The sequence below is a fragment of the Oribacterium sp. WCC10 genome (genome assembly GCF_900113415.1).
Classification (GTDB): domain Bacteria; phylum Bacillota; class Clostridia; order Lachnospirales; family Lachnospiraceae; genus Oribacterium.
The window spans coordinates 149,469-167,233 of record NZ_FOPH01000005.1; the positions used below are offsets into that span (position 1 = coordinate 149,469).

The following is a 17,765-nucleotide window of genomic DNA, read 5'->3' on the forward strand; positions in this document are numbered from 1 at the left end:
ATTACTCCAATCTCAAAACTCGACATTAACGATGTCGTTCTGATTAAGTTCCCCAAGAAGTGATTTCCTGAGTTCTTCTATATATCTGTCTACATCCTCTGCCTTTTCGATCCTCCAGGAGGATGTATGCGCCACATTCTTAATGGTGACATTCTTTGTTTTTTTCTTTTTCGGTACTTCGATAACAAGATCAGTGTTAGGTTCGTCCGGCTTCTGCTTTTTAAGCTGTTCTTCTCTTGCATTTTTAGCCGCAAGTTCAGCATCGAGATCATTCATCTCATCCAGAAGTCTTATCTTAAGTGCGCTCGCCTTGTCTGCATACGCTCTCAGTCTCGATACATTGTTACAGGTGTCTGCACCGTCCCATATCTCGCTGAACAGATGGAGATATCCCGCTTTCTTTTCATCCTTATATTCTTTAGTATCTATAACTTCTATTACCCTGTCCTTGTCATCTTCAATGGATTTTTTAACAGGGATAGCTGCATTTTCAAGAACTGTCGTGTAGGCGTTCATGAATTTATCTCTGAGGTCAGGAAGCTTCGGAATCTCTCTGTAAGGAGACTCCAGCTTCACTATCCGTTGCATCTCGGAAACGATATTCTCAAGATTCTTATCCACGATATAAGTCTTACTGTCCTCATATATATCCAGCATATCCAGGGCTCTTGCGAAGATCTTCTGCTGTTCACCGCTGAAGAAAGACTTTACAGGATCGTAATCTTCTGCATAATCCAGAAGATCGTCCTGATTATTTGAGATGTACTCGAAGAACTCCTTAGGGTCCGTGTACTGAACTAAATCCTGCATGAGTTTCTTACCGGAATCTATGACCTTCTTTCCCGGGAATGCATACTGGTTGTAATTTATCGCAAGCGCATTCATCTCATTCAGTCTGTTCTCTGAATACTTCTGGAATGTACGCATCACACTGTCTTCATCTTCTGTCACAAAAGCGCTTCCGAACAGTTCCTTTGCAACTGTCTGTACCACCTTCTTGTACTTCTCATAAACGTGTCCTCTAACTCCCATAAGAAGGGAATCAACGTACTGTTTCCTGATGATGTAGTTTACGATTTCATCAGGAGTCTTGTTAAGAAGATTTACAACAGTACCGTTCACTGTAAGGGAAATATCACTTCTCTTGAAAAGTCTCGCTATCAGCCAGTGAACATCATCCTCCACAAATCCGTAAGGAGCACTCATGAATCTGTCCTTGATGGTCTTCATGGAAGTCTTGATGTGTATCTGAGCATTTCCGGAAATGAAACTGAGAACATCATCAAGTGCGTGAGCATTGGCCTCACCTGTATTTCCAAGCTCAAGCTTTATCTGGTTTGTGTCACTGAACATCTTTCTGATACTTGCTTCATCAAAAGCGGTATCTATGTAGGAAAGCTTATGATATACAGTCTGGACCAGTTTGCCTATGGCTTCATTTATTCTCTGTGTGACTTCTTTTGATGAAAGGTTCGCCACATCCCCGTTCACATATATGGTGGCAGCCTTCAGGGACTCTGTGAGATAAAGCTTCGCGTTGGAGTTACGCTCTCTCATTTCCACACGCTTTGCTTCCTTGATGGTCTCATACTTTGTGAGCTGTGATGATGTATTGAGACGAAGGAACTTCTCTATCTTCAGATACGTCATAAGCTCCTCAAGGAATGCTGAGTCGTTAGGTAACAGAACGACAACTTCCCTGCTCGTGCCTGACATCATACGAAGTGTGGCATCATCGTTTCCACCGTCATACCATGGTGTTAGGATACGTAAGCCAATGTCATAGTTCTGATTGGACTTATATGGTCTGTCATCCACGGTCTGATTGAATGAGAATGCATATCTTCCGCTGAAAGCCGGGTATCTGTATCTCTTATCAGAGAATATGTCCTCAAAGATCATCTCTGAGACCTTGTTGATGACTTCAGCCATTTCTACATTCTGACTTTCAATCTCACGATTGATTTCCTGCTCTTCATCGGTAAGGAAAACATACAGACTGCCATTCTTCTGTACCAGCATCTGCTGTTGAAGGATTTTTAGCGATTCTTCAACTCTGTCCTTAAGTTCTATACGGTCGTTGTCAATGTTATCAATCATGAGGCTTGTGATGTTCTCAACATTGGCCTCTATCTCAAGGATATACTTGATCATGAAGAGGGTCTTCAGAACATTGATAGTGAAGACATCATCTGTTTTCTTTTCCGGATTGATCTTTGAATTATCAAAGGCTCTGATGATCACACTTCTGTGACTATGGTCAAGGAAGTTCTCAAGTGCATCATAGAATCTGTGGAAAGGCACAATGGCACCTTCTGTCTCATTCATGATCTTCACTGCGGACTCTTTGAAAAGGGCGAGCATGGAACGCTCACCTTCTGAAAGGTGCTTTCCGGAAGCTCCATGGGTTCTTATGGATGTAAGGACACTTGCCAGGAGATTGAACTGGTAAGGTACAAAAGGATATACTCCGGCAAAGTCGTTCTCATCAAAATACAGTTTTTTTCTCTACGCCATCATTAAATACGATAAGGTTCTTTATAAGTGTTGCCTTCTGTTCGTAGAGAAGTCTCAGAGTCTCTGCACCGGTCTCGTTCTTTGCCAGGATTCTCTTTTTGATTACTTCGTCAACATTGGCAGAAGAAAGAGCAAGTCTTGTGGCAAAACGTCCCTGAATCTTTGAGAAGTCATTGCCCTTTACCTTCATGATAGAGTCAACGTCCTGCTGACTGGTGACAACTACCCATGCCTTGCCCTTACATTCTTTGCTGAGCTCTTCTCTTACTGTCTGGAGATTCAGCATGAGGTTAGAGTCGTCACCGATATACTGACCGACTTCATCAACCATGAATACAACATGGCGGTTCTCGCCCTTCTTATCGATATACTCTTTTACACGCTTTGCGAAGTCTTCAATGCTGATGCGATAAGTCTCTGACGCTTTTTCACACCAGTTACGCGCTGCCGCCTCGCTCATGAACCCAATGTTCACAAGAGCTTCGACTACATCGTCCTGTATGAAATCAAATTTATGTCTTGATGATTCCCAGGCAGAGCCATATTCATCTTCAAAGGCTTCTTTGAACTGTTCATATTTTCCTTCGTCTGTGAGCTGGCTTTCCAGATCAGCAAGGTGCGGCAGGCTTCCGCAGAATCCCTGCATCTCGTTGAAGACCTTGAGGAAAACATTTACGATTGCATCCTTGTTCTGCTTACTGTTGCTGTCACTCTTCGAATCAATGTTGAAAAGGATGACATCATTCGGAGTCTGGGCAGCAAGCTTCATATCTGAGAGCACCATGGCGTCTGAGATCTTCTTGTCATCGATAAAATAATCAATGGCCCTTTTACCATCGATTTCCTTGTTCGCAAGGATGTATGAAAGGATCTTCAGGAAGTGAGATTTACCACTTCCGAAGAAACCGGAGATCCATACACCGATTTCGTTAGTATTTCCGTTAATTCCTTTTTTATATGCTTCAAAAAAATCGGCAAAATGCTTCTGTAATTCTCTTGTAACTACATACTCTTCAAGTTCCTGCGATACATTTGTTTCTTCGCCCTGACCCACGATGATGACACCCTGGATTTCACGATCTATAGGCTTCTGAAACATATCTTTTATTTGCATGACTTCTCCATTCCGCTGCATAGATAAGCAGCAAAGATTCCATCTGTTAGGTTAAAAAATAGTGGTACAAAGAACCTGCCTGGCATAGATGAGTGGCATATACCTGCTCACTTTCCATAACGTGCTTCGTGCAGATCCTTTGAATGTATTAGTTATTTCACCAGTTTGAATGCCCGATAATAGTTATCATCTTTTATCTCATCAAACAGGACCAGCTCCTGCTCGTCATAAGTACCTGGGAAGAACATCACAACCGGTGCCTTTACAAATGCCTGATGCAGGTTATTAAGCACTTTATGTGAACGCAAGATAGGAAAACATTTTCCTACACCGGTCAAAAATACTACTGCATTATCCGGAGTATGATCCTTAATATACTGAACGATCAAACTGTCATCATCATTTATCTTCATGGAGTTGGTGACAGCCTTTGTGATCCTTTCAAGTCCTTTTTTTTCTTCGAATCTATAGCAGTTTTCCATAAAGTCGTTTTCTTTCAGGAAATCTATGATAATGTCATAAAGGTCAAATACTACGAGTTCAAAATCCTCTCCGCCCTTTGAGTTTCTGTTCTTCATATATTTAATACGCTCTCTAACTTCGAGTTCAAACTGAGGAGGATAATCAAAAACCCAATAATTTACTTCATTAGCTCTTCCGCTATTCTCTCTGAATGAAGGTTTCTTTATAGCCTCCTCCATCTTATCGAGACGTTCCAAAAAATCTGCCATTATCTGATACCCTCCATTGCCTTTGCTATAGGAGCATAACCGTAATCATCGAGCCAATGCTTAAGTACCGGATCTAATACCGGCTTTAGGATCTTCCTCTCTGATGCCCTGCTGTACTCATCCAGTAGTCCTGCCTCAAAGAGCATAGTCTTGTAGCTTCTTGCAAGTCTTTTTACGGTCATTTCTGTAAGCTTTTCTATTTCAGGATGCTGTTCCTGCTTATTTTTGAAGAATATACTTATGTCTGCATCAGTAAGTACATTACTTCCGATTATCAGTTTTTCTCTTATGACCTCGTACATAAAATCAAAGAATAAGGTGTCATGAGCAAGAACCGCAGCCAAGGCAAATAGTTTCTGTGTTGAAATATCACTGTCCGTAAACAGTGGATAAAAGCTTTCATCCAGAGATTTGATCCTAGTAGTGACTGTCGAAAGAACCATCTTTGCTCTTGCAGGCGTGCTCGCTCCAAATATATTTTCTTCTTCATTTAACTTCTTAATATCGTCAAATGATTTTCCTGATGACAGCAGCTGGACTTCTTTTCTGAATTCCATAAACCAGAAGGAGAACTTCACAGCTCCGGCGCTATACTTATTTCTCTTCACTTGAGCTGCCTCCATCCTCAGGAATCATTTCCATCATGTCACCTACGTCGCAATTAAGGTATTCACAGATTCTGGTTATGACATCCATGGAGATATTTTCATTTTTGCCCATTTTGGCTATAGTATTAGGACTGGTCCTGACTGCCTCGATCAAATCGGACCTTTTCATGTTCTTATCTATGAGCAATTTCCATAATTTATTGTAACTAACCCTCATCTTTGATTACCTCTTAACATAAAATCAACAACATAATGATTTTAGCATAGATAATCTTGGAAATATATAATCTATAGGTTGTTATAGTTATAGTCTCGTAAGTTTCTTAATCTATTAAAATAATCTCGAAAACATAAAAAACACCTCCTCATATATGTACATTCAGTTTTTATTCTGAATATACAATACACGATGAGGTGTACGTTAAAAACCGCAGTTCATATGTTTGGGTATTACGCTGTAGCATTAGATTCTAATAGCCACATAAAGCAACAATACTCATTATCTGTACTACTGTTTTATGATCACTTTCAAACTTATTTTGTTCGTAGAATCACATTGACCGAATGTGTAAGATAGACAGTACCATCGGCAGCCTTGATCTGAATCATATCCGAATTTTCGTAATCCGTCCAGGAAGATACCTCCACAGTACCTATACCATTGATGTCAGCATATTTATACGCCCATGTTGTGTCTACTATTGTTCTGTTGCATCCTGCAAGAATTAATCCTAATAAAGCTGTAACTACAAACATTTTCTTCATTTTAACATTACCTCATATAAAAACTATGATCAATCTTCATAAAATAACATTATTAAATCTCATCTGAGTGCATCCTCATTGCTCCACGGATCAAAAAATATAAACACCAGAACCATATGTTTTCATCGTCTGAATCATCGAGCATTCGCTCAAAAACACCATTTATAACCTGTTTAAATCCGGGACCGGCCATAAGCATCAAATAAGCCCCGCCTACACGCGTATAAGTTGTTATCTCCTCAACTAACTCTTCAAGATTATCGGTTTTATAATCATTATATAATGAGGTAATATGATTGAGCTGTTGAATACAGTCATTCGTCTTTCCATTCATTTCTGCTTTAAAAGCATTAAACCTATCACTTGTATATCCGTTATCATTAATGGATATAATCTCTTTTATAACAGCTATACATGTTTTGATGATACCTCTCATCTCATCATCTGTATAAGCACATCTAAATGTAATATCTTGTATAGGTACCTCATAACATCGACCATCCGTTGTTTTTCTCCGGTTGCAAAATCATCTATTATCCGTTCTGCCAGAGCATCTGTATAGTCATCCTGCAAAAGATCAAATTTTGATATTTTAAGCATGTTGTGCTTCTCCTTCTCTTTTCATAGTTTTTGCTTCTTTACTGCACGCACTTTTTGGTTCGGAATCCTTTGCAAAGTTTTCCATTTTTAACTGCACTATCTTCTGGCAGGCACCCCCAACAACCCATGTCACTTGTAAGATTCTCGCAATCCCCGCACTTTAGTTCTTTGTTCTGGGATAATGCATCATATCGTGGCTCTACATCTGGTGTTTTTGATAAAACATCCAGGCAGTTCCCCTTTGACCTTTGTATGGTAAGATCTTGTTCTGCCATATTCGCCCACTGCTCTTCCTTTGCTTAACTACTTCTTTACATTATCTTACTCTCAACGAATCAGCAAAACAAGGCACGGCTTTAAGGCACATCAATGATAATTATTTGAATAAATGGTACGATTCTTACACCCTCTTCTACAGGATTAATTTTAGACAGACTCTCCTTCCCAATTTTGGGTATAAAAAATGCCGAAATATGGGTTTTTTTAAATATCCCATATTTCAGCATCTTTATTATTGTGGTGGATTATTAACCTTAGCAGGAAATACAATGCATTTATAATCACCCATATCCTGGGTTAATCCCCTATCCGATAGGGTTTTGGATGATTTGATATCTCCTATAATCGCACAATAGATCACAACATTAACCTCTTCTTTTTAATATCTTAATCTGTATTATGTCATTGTTGCCTTATAATGGCAACATTAGTAATGTTGCCATTGTGTCGGATGAGGAAAACAGTCACCCGTCTAGTAATATCTCTTTTTATCATTCAATCTCTTAAAATGTAGAATTCTACATTTTTTTGTGTTCATATTTATCATCGGCAACATTTGTAATCAATAATTTTGTAGAATTCTACATTTTTTCGGAATATGGCTATAACTGCAGGTATGTGCGAAAGCGCCATTATCACTAGTGATGTACTGAAGCATCGTATAAATCCTCTATTGACATTTTGTGGGCTTTGTACCTCTTTTTGTCATTCGTTATAGACCTGATTCTTTATTTTTTATTTCACACACAAAAAAAGAAGCGGAAAATCGCTTCTTTTAGTCTTATGTTCTGCTCTTATTACAGAAAAATAGATTTCTTTTGTTCTCGTCATGGAAGTCATAGAACCTTACTCTTTTGAACGCTGCGAGCGTTGACTTGCCACAGCCATTATCTTTAAATATATATAATTTACCAACAGCCACACTATGACAAGGTTAACTCTCAGCCACGTAAGCCTGTCTGCGAACTATACAAGCGGCGCCAAACTTAGAAGAGCCACAGTCATACTCCCTATATCCTGTGCTATATCACGCTACAGAGTTACGCTCCTACGCGCTATCTAATATATTAAACCATACCCTATTGCCACTGTGGCAACAAATGTAAATACTGTCAGCAATCCGGCAATAATAATATTTATATTTACGTACTGGATCATCTGTTTAATTTTGTATACCGTTTTACTCATTTTGACTGCAATATCAAACGGTATTTTTAAAATCGTGAATGCATACTATAATGCATCCGCAAAATCTCTTGAAAATCTAACAGAATTAATTCCGGTAAGTAACGTTACAAATATACTATATAACAAAGCTGTTATTGTTATTCCATAGACAGCATTAATCTTTTGCCTGTACTCTCTTTGACATAGGTCACGATTCTTTTCCGTTAGTTTTTTTGCTTTCTAGGATAGAACCCGATCATATTGCTTTTGCATTTTTGAGGCTTGATTTTTAAAGTTTTCGGCTTCAGCAAGACGTTTCTCTAGTTCTAATTCTTTTTTACGGTAGTCTTCATTAGCGAATGAAATCATCGTCTTGATCTTGGCTTTCATATCGGTGATTACATTCTTTAATTTCACATTCTCGGTCAGTAATCGCTGATTCTCCATCAACAAACTCTCTATCGTCTCGGACTCTTCGTTCGATTTTATCAATCTGTCGTTCTTTTTTGCGTTTTCGTTCTCGTTCTTTTCTGAGTTCATTCTGTCTCTTAAATTCATTAAGCAGCCCCTCTTTAGAAATATCCATATTAAATGATTTACTTAAGTTGGTATCGCGCACCTTATCACCCTTGTCATTTTCAAAGGTAATATGTTTTCTATTATCTGTCCAAGTGGTATGCCACCCTCGTTCCTCCATTTCTTCAATAAAACAATCTCTGCTACAACAATCAGCCTTTGCTTCAAACACCGCACTACCACAATCAACGACATAACTCTTTTTTGACACATCCGCCAAAAGCTTGTATTTATCTTTACTCCATGCACCAACCGCTCCATCCTCCATGACAGTGCCATCATAATGCATGCCCTTTGCTGGTACAGACAGTCCTTTTTCAATGCACATTTTATTTGTTAAGTCTTTCATTCTTTGCAGATCAGCTCTGCTATTTTGGAGTTTTAAGCCGTTTACCCATGACACGGTATTAGTCACAAGATGTATATGCAAATGCTTCCTATCCTGATGTACTGCTATTAAAGTCTGATGATCTGGAAACTATTTTTCAGCAAATTCTTTGCCAAAATCTAAAGCCTGGACCGGAGTAATTGGATCATCAGGTGCAAAGGATATGACATTATGGTTATACATACGACCACTATCCTTATCCTAAATCTTTTTTTCAGTCACAAAGCTTTGATAAACTGTATCCTAGTTTATTTCATCCGGGGCTGGTCCGGTCATATATACAAGGTAGTCTGTGGTCTTTTGTTCCCTCAGTACATATTCAATGCAATTTCGAAGTGCACCGTGGCTCATGGTTTTGCTGTTGATTGTCTTGTTAATTGCCATTCCACATCTACCTCCTGCTTTATGCTCTTAACCTCATCTGCAATCTGTAATAATGTTTTTACTGTAGGTATCCGTCCTTGCCCATTGGCCACATGTGCCATTTGATTAAGGTTTGTCCCCATGCCTCTTAATTGCCTATCGATGTCAGCTAGGATTATATTTTTATTTTTCAACTCTTCTATTACCTCCGCTGATGTAATCTGACTGTTTAAACAAGCCTCGATTATATACATTTGCTAAGTCAGTCCAGATTGAGTGACTTTTTCCTTCAGCTGTTCGTATTCTTCAGTCGAAAGACGTAATAATATTGCCTTATTTCTTTTACGCATAATATGTTCCTCGCAAAAATATGATTGAGTTCTGAAAATATAATTTTTATTTCAAAAGCCTCCTTCCTATATCCAGCACCAAAAGAATATCGCCTTTAATCCAAAGCAGGATCCAAGGGTGCAACCCTGGCAAGTTTAGTTAGCAGCCCTAAAGGCTGCTAACGATGGCCGGTGTATATACACCGGACGAAACTTGCCTGACAGCTTAAGGCTGTCTGTGGTCTTTAGATTGAAGGAAGAGGAAGCAGGAAGAATTAGCTTTTTTTAGGAGTGATAATCTTTGCAAAGTGCGTCTCCCTTGCCGGAGAGGAGCTTTGCAAAGATTATCGATGCTAAAAAAAGCTTTTGGGGGTGAAAAGATAAGAGGAGAATTGAATCATTATTTTGGAATCTTATCCATCACGTCAGTGGTATTAATGGATTCTTCCTGTATCACGATTGTGGTATTTACATATCATTCCATTATCTTGCTTTAATAATCTACCCACAAATGTATCTCCGTCTTCAATTTCAAGGATCACTTACTTTGTACAGATAAGTTTTTATAGCTATATAAGTGTGACCGGAATACTGATTATTATGCCCATCACAATAGCCTTTGTGCATCTACCGGACGATAACTCAGCTGGAATCGTCCATCTTCCTTGGCTTTGATTAGCTTGCTAAGGGCTTCTGCAAGAATTATATCAATTACTTTTGATCGCTCGATATTTGATAGTTTATCGCCTAGCAACTGGTCCATCATTCCGATAGTTGTTATGGATAATGTTAGCTTTTTCACAGCAGTACCTTCTTGTCTTTTACCGTGATCAATCCAAATAATCATTAGAGGTTTATCTTTATTTAATTCTTCCGGATTACCATCCATGGTATCAACAATCCCTTTTCTAAAACCAAGTTTTTGGCAAATAGAAGCAAATTGAGAATATGAAAATTGGAAGGTTCCATCATCATAGTCCGCGACCGGGCCATTCTAATACTTTTCTGCCAGATTTTTCTGTATTTCTCTCGGCATATTCAAAAAATCATCCTTTGAGTACTTTGCACTAAGTCTGTTTATTTTTGCTGCACGCTGCTTATGTTCTTTGTTATTTTCAATATCCATATAATTAGCTCCTTAAAAATATTTTGGTCTTACTCACTAGGCACAAAACTTTTTTATGTCCTATTTAATAAGGTCCAAGAACAATATGTCTATCAAATTATAAGGATAACTGTTTTTTTAGTCATAAACGTCAGTGATCTCCTAAACTCAAGCAATAACTTTATGACATAATGGCATGTTATCAAATGCAGAAAGAATATTTGCTATACGCTTTTCTTTTTCTGTACGTGTCAGTACATAGTAATATTTCTTAACTGTGTCAACATCATTACGGAGGAGACAGGCTGCAGCTTCAACAGAGCCGCCATTGTCCATAAGATTAATCGCCATGGAGCCTCTCATAGAATGAGGCTTTAGATTTTTGTCAATTCCCGCCTGCTTAATCCATTTTTTAAATGTGTTGCTAATATTCCCTGCGCTGATCATATTACCATGAATGGTTTCAAATACTAAAGCATCTCCGCTCTTGCCGGCACATCTATCCTTAAGTATATCTATGATAGAATCAGCAATTGGTACGTAATCAACAGAATTGTCGGTTTTCATAATGTATTTTTCGTTGGAACGGTTTCTTCTGAAAAATACACGCTTGTTATCAAAATCTATATCTTCTACGTGAAGAGCCGCACACTCTCCGTCTCTGGATGAAGTTAATAAGGCAGTCTTAAGGAAATCTGCCATTAACGCAGACTTTTTCTCTTTACGCTTATCATCACAAACATCTACAAAGGACTGTATTTCAGATTCGGTCATAAAATCCTCTTCTGTTTTCTTTTTGCGTGCCTGTTTAAACGGTTTAAGAATATATGCAGGATTACGATCAAGATTATTTACAGCACAGTACTCATCGATAACTGCTTTAAGGACTTTGATAGCTCGGTTTCTGTGAGCGATTGAATAGTTCACACGCTCTTCTGCATGCTCTTTTTTACTGTTATGATGCTTATCATAAGTTGCTGCCTTTAAATCCTCCAGCCAATCATGTAAACTTCTAACGTTTATTTGAGATATGGGCATACTTCCGATGTTGTGCTGCTTGATAAAAGTAACACAGCTATTTTTTATAGGAGTAATGGTTACCTGACTGATCTTTTTACCTTCTCTTTTCTGGCTATCCTGGTTTTTAAGGGCGGAAATATATACATCTACATAGTCATTAAGAGGGAGTTCACCATTTTCTGCATCGTATTCATTCTTTAGTTCTTTAGCTCTTTTTTCGGCGTTGCGTATAAGTGCATGTTTAGCCTCAACATCAGTACTACCATATCCATCTAATCTCTTTGACTTACTTATATCATTAAAAAAAACAGATGCTCTAGCATTTCTTCTTCCGTTCTTATCTCTGTAATGTATTTCCTTAATAATAAAACCTTTTCCAGCATATACCTTCATTTATTTAGCACACTCGCTTTCATAATTTTGAAGATAAAATGTGAGAAAAATAAAAAATGGATGAAAAATAAGATTTTTCATCCATTCCAATTAGTTATGTATTGTTTTATTATTATTCTTTGCACGATTCCATCAATGATAAAGCATCAACAAGTACCGTTCTTCTCTTTTCTCTGGCCTGCTCTGTCAACGTATAATAATATTTCATCACGGTCTCTAGCGTATCTCTTAAGTAATCTGCTACAGCCTGAGGTGGCACTCCGTTGTCCATTAGGTGAATTGCCATGGATCCACGTAATGCATGCGGTTTAAGCTTCTTTTCAATTCCTGCTTCCTTTATCCATTTTGACATGACATTGTAAATGTTACCGGGGCTAAGTAAATTACCATGCATTGTGGCAAATATCCTATCCGATGGCTCCTTGTTTGCGCATCTCTTCTTTATTATAGATAACGCAGGTTCTATGAGAGGGATGCTGTTTATCGAATTGATTGTTTTCATATCGTACGTTTCTTCGGTCCAGTTGCGACGGAAATATAGTTCATTTGTTTCGGGGAGATAATCTTCTGCATGCAATGATGCACATTCTCCTTCTCGGGACGCGGTAAATAACAAAGTCATGAAATAGTCTGCCATAAGTTCTGTTTTTTTATGTTTCTGCTTTTCTTTACAATAATCTACAAATAAATCAAATTCTTTTCCAATAAGGAAATTGTCAGGAGTCTTGTGCACATTGGGCTGCGGAAACAGTTCCAAATTATCGGCAGGATTCTTTTCGTTTACACCTTTATAGTAGTTATGCATTACGAGTTTAATTATTTTTACGGCACGATTAAGATGTGTTGAAGAATAATACTTAAGTTCCATCTTATGTTTTCCTTTTTTTAACCTATGTATGTCATATCTTGCTGTCGATAGACGATTACGCCAGTTAACAAGGTCTTTATAAGTGATTTCTGATACCTTTTTCTTGCCGATGATATCTTCATAAATAAATGTCTGACAACTTCGCTCTATTGGTTGGATAGTCGAGTCCTTAACAGCAGTACGTCTTTTTTTAAAGTCAAATTCATCTTTTTTTTGCTTTAACAGTTCCTGTACACTATCTTTAAGAGCTAATGCCCCGGCTTTATAGTCATAACCGTACCTTATCTCTTTCAAAACGATATCTGCCTTTTCCATCAATTTTCGATAAGCGTCTTTTTCAGTAGCCCCACTTGCTTCAAGACGCTTGCTGGTATCATTTAAAAAGCAGAACGTAGCTCTGGCATACACTATGTTATATTTATCACAATGTTTCCTGTATTTGATCTCTGTGTGCTTGAAAAATTCATTTTCTCTAGCCATAAAAAAAGAACCTCTCTTTCTGAATCTAGGGGACATCCTGTGCCGCTTAAATTCTTTAAAAGGTTCTTTTCGAATTATGTTTTACCCCACTTTTTTGACCATTTTACCCCACTTTTTTATACAAAAAAGTGTTTATACCATGAACTTACTGCATAAACATGCATTAACCTGCATATAGATGCACTCAATTTAAAACGGTCAAAAAGCCTCCGGAGCCTTGATTTTCCTTACTTTTTCTCGAAATCATGAGGTTTATTCTGGTTTGTCATACGTCCTGTGTATGAATAGAAGTAGGTCTTCATCATACCATTATAGATCTTACGGTTCTTATCGGCCTTACCAAGATACTTCTGTGAATCCTCCCAGGCTGTAATGATATGCATAGCCCAGCTGTCAAGACTCTGATAAGCTTCCTTAAGCTCTGTGTAAAGCATAGGAAGATTTCTCTTATCTTCGATACGCTCACCGTAAGGAGGGTTACTAATGATGTACCCGGCCTTTCCGCTGTGTGAGAAGTTTGCAACATCTCTAACCTGAAGGTGAATGATCTTGTCTACGCCTGCACGTTCAGCATTCTCCCTTGCCACAGGTATAACATCAGGATTAATGTCGTATCCCTGAATGTCTATCTTCTTTCCTTCCTTTGTCATACCGGTTTCGAGAAGCTCTGTATCCACCATCTCATTTGCCTCATCAAAAGCATTGTACCAGATCTTCTTGTCAATGAAGTTAGTCCAGGTCTCAGAGATAAATGCTCTGTCCATACCCGGAGCGATATTGGCAGCGATCATTGCAGCCTCTATGACAAATGTTCCTGAACCACACATCGGGTCAACCAGCGCATGATTCTTATTCCAGCCAGACTGCATGATGAGTGCTGCAGCGAGAGTCTCTGTGATCGGAGCGAGACCCTGTTTCAGACGATAGCCTCTCTTATGAAGTGACTCTCCTGATGTATCAAGACATACTGTAAACTCATCCTTGTATGCAAATACTCTCACCGGATACTTTGCACCATGCTCCTCAAACTGAGAGATACCGAAATACTCACCAAGTCTTGAGACCATAGCCTTCTTCATGATTGACTGAATGTCTCTTGTTGAGAAAAGCTTTGATTTAACCGAGCTTGCCTTGGTTACCCAGAAGCTTCCGTCCTTCGGTATATACTCTTCCCATGGAAGCTTCTTTGTTGCCTGGAACAGTTCCTCCCAGGTCTCAGCCTTGAAAGAACCAACCTTAAGGAGAATTCTCTCAGGTGTTCGCATAAAGATATTGGCACGTGCGATGGCATCGGCATCACCGATAAATCCTACACGTCCGTCTGTTACTGTAGTAATGTCATATCCGAGATCAATGACCTCTTTTTTTGTTACTGCTTCAAGACCAAAATGACATGGAGCAACAAGTTCAAATGTCTTCATATTATTCTCCATTCTGCCGCACTAATCGCGACTGTAAAACATCTATATATAAAAAAGGCGGACTTGAATGCATGGAATATTCTCTCAGCATATCAAATCCGCCATCCATTGCTTAGTGATAAATATCTATATATACTCTGACCGGTTTGAGTGGTTATTTTAAAAATTTGGATATCATCCAGACTACCAGTCCTGCAATCATCATCGGAACCAGAATCGGTGAAAGCAATTCCAGTATTCCGCCTAAAAGCATGATCAATAATTCCAAAATAAGGAAGAAAATGATCATAAATACGAGACATCCCCAACTTCCGGTATTAAAGACATGTCCGTAATAATGGCTGCCATTCTGAGATGATTCATTTCTATCACCGAAAAAGCTTCCGAATGATGAACGTCCGTTATCATTTCTTACACCATCCTCAGAGTAGCTCTGCTGCTCACCTCTGCTTTCATTCTCATAATTCTGCGTTGGTTCAGCATTATCATCCTGACTGCTGTAAGGCTCATTCTGACCACTTCCGTACGCATGAGACCTCTCATAGTCAAATGCATCTGAATACGGTTCTGTATCAATAGTGCCTCTGATTTCTTCATCCTGAGATGCTACAGGGTCACCTGCTGCCTCTGCTGTTTCAATGATGGTTTTGGCAAGAAGTCTAGGTGAACCAAGTTCCTGAACCACTTCGGCCTCGCTGCGACCATTACGTACCTCTCCTGAGATATAGTTATCATAATATGCAAGCTGCTCATGAATGACCTGATCGGAAACATTGAGATTAAGCTGTACTGTCAAATCGTGAAGGAACTGTTCCTTTGTCACTTTTATGTCCTCTCTTGGATGTATAGTAAACGTTTCGGTCCAAACCGTGCTGATATTTTCCCGAAACCTGTAAAGCTCTCTTAAATCTGAAGACAGATGAGAACTCTATCACTAGAATAGAATAAACCGAGACCTGCACCTGATGCAAGCCTCGGTGGTAAATTTAACAAAAAAATAAGTGTATAGGCCGGAAGACACATATCATGCAGCCTCTTCCCCGGTCTTTTAAATCATTATCAGTAATCTTATTCCGCAGCTTCCTCTTCGTCAGGAACAACGGCGATACCAAGATCTACAAGCTGCTGCTCATCAAATACAGGAGCCGGAGCTTCCATCATAGGATCTGAACCATCCTTAACCTTCGGGAAGGCGATAACATCACGGATAGTATCTGAACCAACCATCCACATCGCAAGACGATCAAGACCGTAAGCAAGACCTGCGTGAGGAGGAACTCCATACTTGAATGCCTGCATAAGGAATCCAAACTGCTCGTTTGCCTTCTCAGGAGTAAATCCAAGCTTCTCAAGCATCTTCTCCTGAACGTCTGCCTGATGTATACGAACAGAACCGCCTCCAAGCTCAGTACCATTGAGAACGATATCGTAAGCCTTGGCACGAACTGCACCCTGATCTGAATCAACGAGAGGAAGATCCTCGTCCATAGGCATTGTAAACGGATGGTGCATAGCCTGGAATCTGTCAAGCTCCTCAGACCACTCGAACATAGGGAACTCTGTAACCCAAAGGAACTTCCATGCCTTTCTGTCAATGAGGTCAAGATCAGCACCAAGTTCAAGACGAAGCGCACCAAGTGAATTCCAAACAGTTGTCTTCTTTGTGTCTGATACGAACATAAGAAGATCGCCTGCCTCACCGCCCATAGCTGAAACCAGAGCTTTAAGCTCATCTTCTGTCATGAACTTTGCAAATGATGACTTGTAAGTGCCATCCTCATTGATAGCGAGATAAGCAAGACCCTTTGCTCCATAGCCCTTAACAAACTCTGTGTACTTGTCAATGTGCTTACGTGGCATCTTTGCCTGTCCCTTAACATTGAGACCCTTGATCATGCCGCCCTCTTTTGCACAGTTTGCAAAAACCGAGAAACCGCAATCCTTAACAACCTCTGTCACATCCTGAAGAAGCATCTCAAAACGCATATCAGGCTTATCTGAACCATAGTTGTTCATGGCATCTATCCACTTCATACGACGGATAGGAAGCTCAATGTCTACATCACAGATCTCCTTAAATACATACTTAAGAAGTCTCTCATTTACTTCGATAACATCATCAACGTCTACGAAAGAAAGCTCCATATCAACCTGTGTAAACTCAGGCTGACGGTCTGCACGGAGATCCTCGTCACGATAGCATCGTGCAAGCTGGAAGTAACGGTCAAAACCGGATACCATAAGAAGCTGCTTAAGAAGCTGAGGTGACTGTGGAAGCGCATAGAATGAACCATGGTGCATACGTGATGGTACAAGGAAATCTCTTGCTCCCTCAGGTGTTGACTTAATAAGTGTAGGAGTCTCGATCTCAAGGAATCCGTTATCCATCATGAACTTACGGATAAGGAATGCAAGTTTTGCACGGGTCATGATACGCTGAGCAAGCTCAGGACGACGAAGGTCAAGGTATCTGTACTTAAGACGAACATTCTCATTGGTTGCGATTCCGTCCTCAATAGGGAATGGCGGAGTCTCTGACTCAGAAAGGATACGGAGTGATCTTGCTGAAATCTCGATAGCACCGGTCTTCATGTCCTTGTTGGCATCCTTACCACGGGAACGAACGATACCTGTTACTGCTATAACAAACTCTGAACGAAGCTTTGCTGCCTTCTCGAAAACTTCTGTTCCGCAGTCAGCCTCTTCAAATATTATCTGTAAGATTCCGGAACGATCACGAAGATCTGTAAAGATAAGCCCACCCTTGTTTCTGGACTTCTGTACCCAGCCCATCATGGTTACTTCTTTTCCGATAAATGATTCATCAAGTTCTGTACATCTGCACGTTCTGTGCAGACCTTTCATTGACTCTGCCATAAGAATACCTCTATATTTAAAATTAACGATGAGTTGTCCAATGTTTAGATATCTCACCTATGTAAAAGCCGTCATGTTTAGACGACGGTATTATAATAATTCCCTTAGGGAAACGCTGATCAAAGCGTTTCCCTGGCCGGATTTCGATGCGAAGCATAAACTTC

Annotated in this window: 16 protein-coding genes and 2 pseudogenes; all 18 read right to left on the reverse strand. The window is 39.5% G+C overall.

What is annotated here, in order from left to right; all coding sequences use genetic code 11:
• Nucleotides 1–12 precede the first annotated feature (12 nt).
• Nucleotides 13–3,631 (reverse strand): annotated as a pseudogene (gene brxC / locus BM294_RS05420) (BREX system P-loop protein BrxC).
• A gap of 152 nt (nt 3,632–3,783) precedes the next feature.
• Nucleotides 3,784–4,362, reverse strand: coding sequence for a DUF1788 domain-containing protein (locus tag BM294_RS05425; RefSeq protein ID WP_091205544.1), 579 nt, complete (start codon nt 4,360–4,362; stop codon nt 3,784–3,786).
• A complete protein-coding gene (locus BM294_RS05430; RefSeq protein ID WP_091205545.1) occupies nt 4,362–4,970 on the reverse strand; it encodes a DUF1819 family protein in 609 nt (202 codons plus the stop codon). The genes BM294_RS05425 and BM294_RS05430 overlap by 1 nt, the downstream gene beginning before the upstream one ends.
• A complete protein-coding gene (locus BM294_RS05435; protein ID WP_091205547.1) occupies nt 4,957–5,187 on the reverse strand; it encodes a helix-turn-helix domain-containing protein in 231 nt (76 codons plus the stop codon). Before BM294_RS05435 ends, BM294_RS05430 begins: the two co-directional genes overlap by 14 nt.
• A 317-nt stretch (nt 5,188–5,504) precedes the next feature.
• Nucleotides 5,505–5,735, reverse strand: coding sequence for a hypothetical protein (locus tag BM294_RS05440; protein ID WP_091205549.1), 231 nt, complete (start codon nt 5,733–5,735; stop codon nt 5,505–5,507).
• Nucleotides 5,736–5,787: 52 nt separating this feature from the next.
• A complete protein-coding gene (locus tag BM294_RS05445; RefSeq protein ID WP_091205551.1) occupies nt 5,788–6,171 on the reverse strand; it encodes a hypothetical protein in 384 nt (127 codons plus the stop codon).
• Nucleotides 6,168–6,335, reverse strand: a complete 168-nt coding sequence (locus tag BM294_RS15830; RefSeq protein WP_175494532.1) for a hypothetical protein — start codon at nt 6,333–6,335, stop codon at nt 6,168–6,170. The genes BM294_RS05445 and BM294_RS15830 overlap by 4 nt, the downstream gene beginning before the upstream one ends.
• A gap of 38 nt (nt 6,336–6,373) precedes the next feature.
• Nucleotides 6,374–6,610, reverse strand: coding sequence for a hypothetical protein (locus BM294_RS05450; protein ID WP_091205552.1), 237 nt, complete (start codon nt 6,608–6,610; stop codon nt 6,374–6,376).
• A gap of 1,523 nt (nt 6,611–8,133) precedes the next feature.
• Nucleotides 8,134–8,817 (reverse strand): annotated as a pseudogene (locus tag BM294_RS05455) (relaxase/mobilization nuclease domain-containing protein); the annotation flags it as partial.
• Nucleotides 8,818–8,988: 171 nt separating this feature from the next.
• Nucleotides 8,989–9,129: a hypothetical protein gene (locus BM294_RS15835; protein ID WP_175494534.1), complete on the reverse strand. Its 141-nt coding sequence runs from the start codon at nt 9,127–9,129 to the stop codon at nt 8,989–8,991.
• Nucleotides 9,093–9,362, reverse strand: a complete 270-nt coding sequence (mobC, locus tag BM294_RS16805) for a plasmid mobilization relaxosome protein MobC (protein WP_091205556.1) — start codon at nt 9,360–9,362, stop codon at nt 9,093–9,095. Before mobC ends, BM294_RS15835 begins: the two co-directional genes overlap by 37 nt.
• 682 nt (nt 9,363–10,044) lie before the next feature.
• Nucleotides 10,045–10,326, reverse strand: coding sequence for a hypothetical protein (locus BM294_RS05465; RefSeq protein WP_091205558.1), 282 nt, complete (start codon nt 10,324–10,326; stop codon nt 10,045–10,047).
• Nucleotides 10,327–10,431: 105 nt separating this feature from the next.
• Nucleotides 10,432–10,563 carry a hypothetical protein gene (locus tag BM294_RS16435; RefSeq protein WP_255407182.1) on the reverse strand — a complete coding sequence of 44 codons (132 nt, stop codon included), beginning with the start codon at nt 10,561–10,563 and terminating at the stop codon, nt 10,432–10,434.
• Between the two features lie 147 nt (nt 10,564–10,710).
• Nucleotides 10,711–11,955 (reverse strand): tyrosine-type recombinase/integrase, encoded by a 1,245-nt coding sequence (locus BM294_RS05470; RefSeq protein WP_091205560.1) that lies wholly within the window; start codon nt 11,953–11,955, stop codon nt 10,711–10,713.
• Between the two features lie 112 nt (nt 11,956–12,067).
• The gene (locus BM294_RS05475; protein ID WP_175494538.1) at nt 12,068–13,303 is read right to left on the reverse strand and encodes a tyrosine-type recombinase/integrase; all 1,236 of its coding nucleotides are present in this window, start codon (nt 13,301–13,303) and stop codon (nt 12,068–12,070) included.
• Between the two features lie 227 nt (nt 13,304–13,530).
• Nucleotides 13,531–14,724, reverse strand: a complete 1,194-nt coding sequence (locus BM294_RS05480; protein WP_091205565.1) for a THUMP domain-containing class I SAM-dependent RNA methyltransferase — start codon at nt 14,722–14,724, stop codon at nt 13,531–13,533.
• Between the two features lie 154 nt (nt 14,725–14,878).
• Nucleotides 14,879–15,547 (reverse strand): DUF1700 domain-containing protein, encoded by a 669-nt coding sequence (locus tag BM294_RS05485; protein WP_091205567.1) that lies wholly within the window; start codon nt 15,545–15,547, stop codon nt 14,879–14,881.
• Nucleotides 15,548–15,792: 245 nt separating this feature from the next.
• The gene (gene aspS, locus BM294_RS05490) at nt 15,793–17,601 is read right to left on the reverse strand and encodes an aspartate--tRNA ligase (protein WP_091205569.1); all 1,809 of its coding nucleotides are present in this window, start codon (nt 17,599–17,601) and stop codon (nt 15,793–15,795) included.
• Nucleotides 17,602–17,765: the final 164 nt, after the last annotated feature.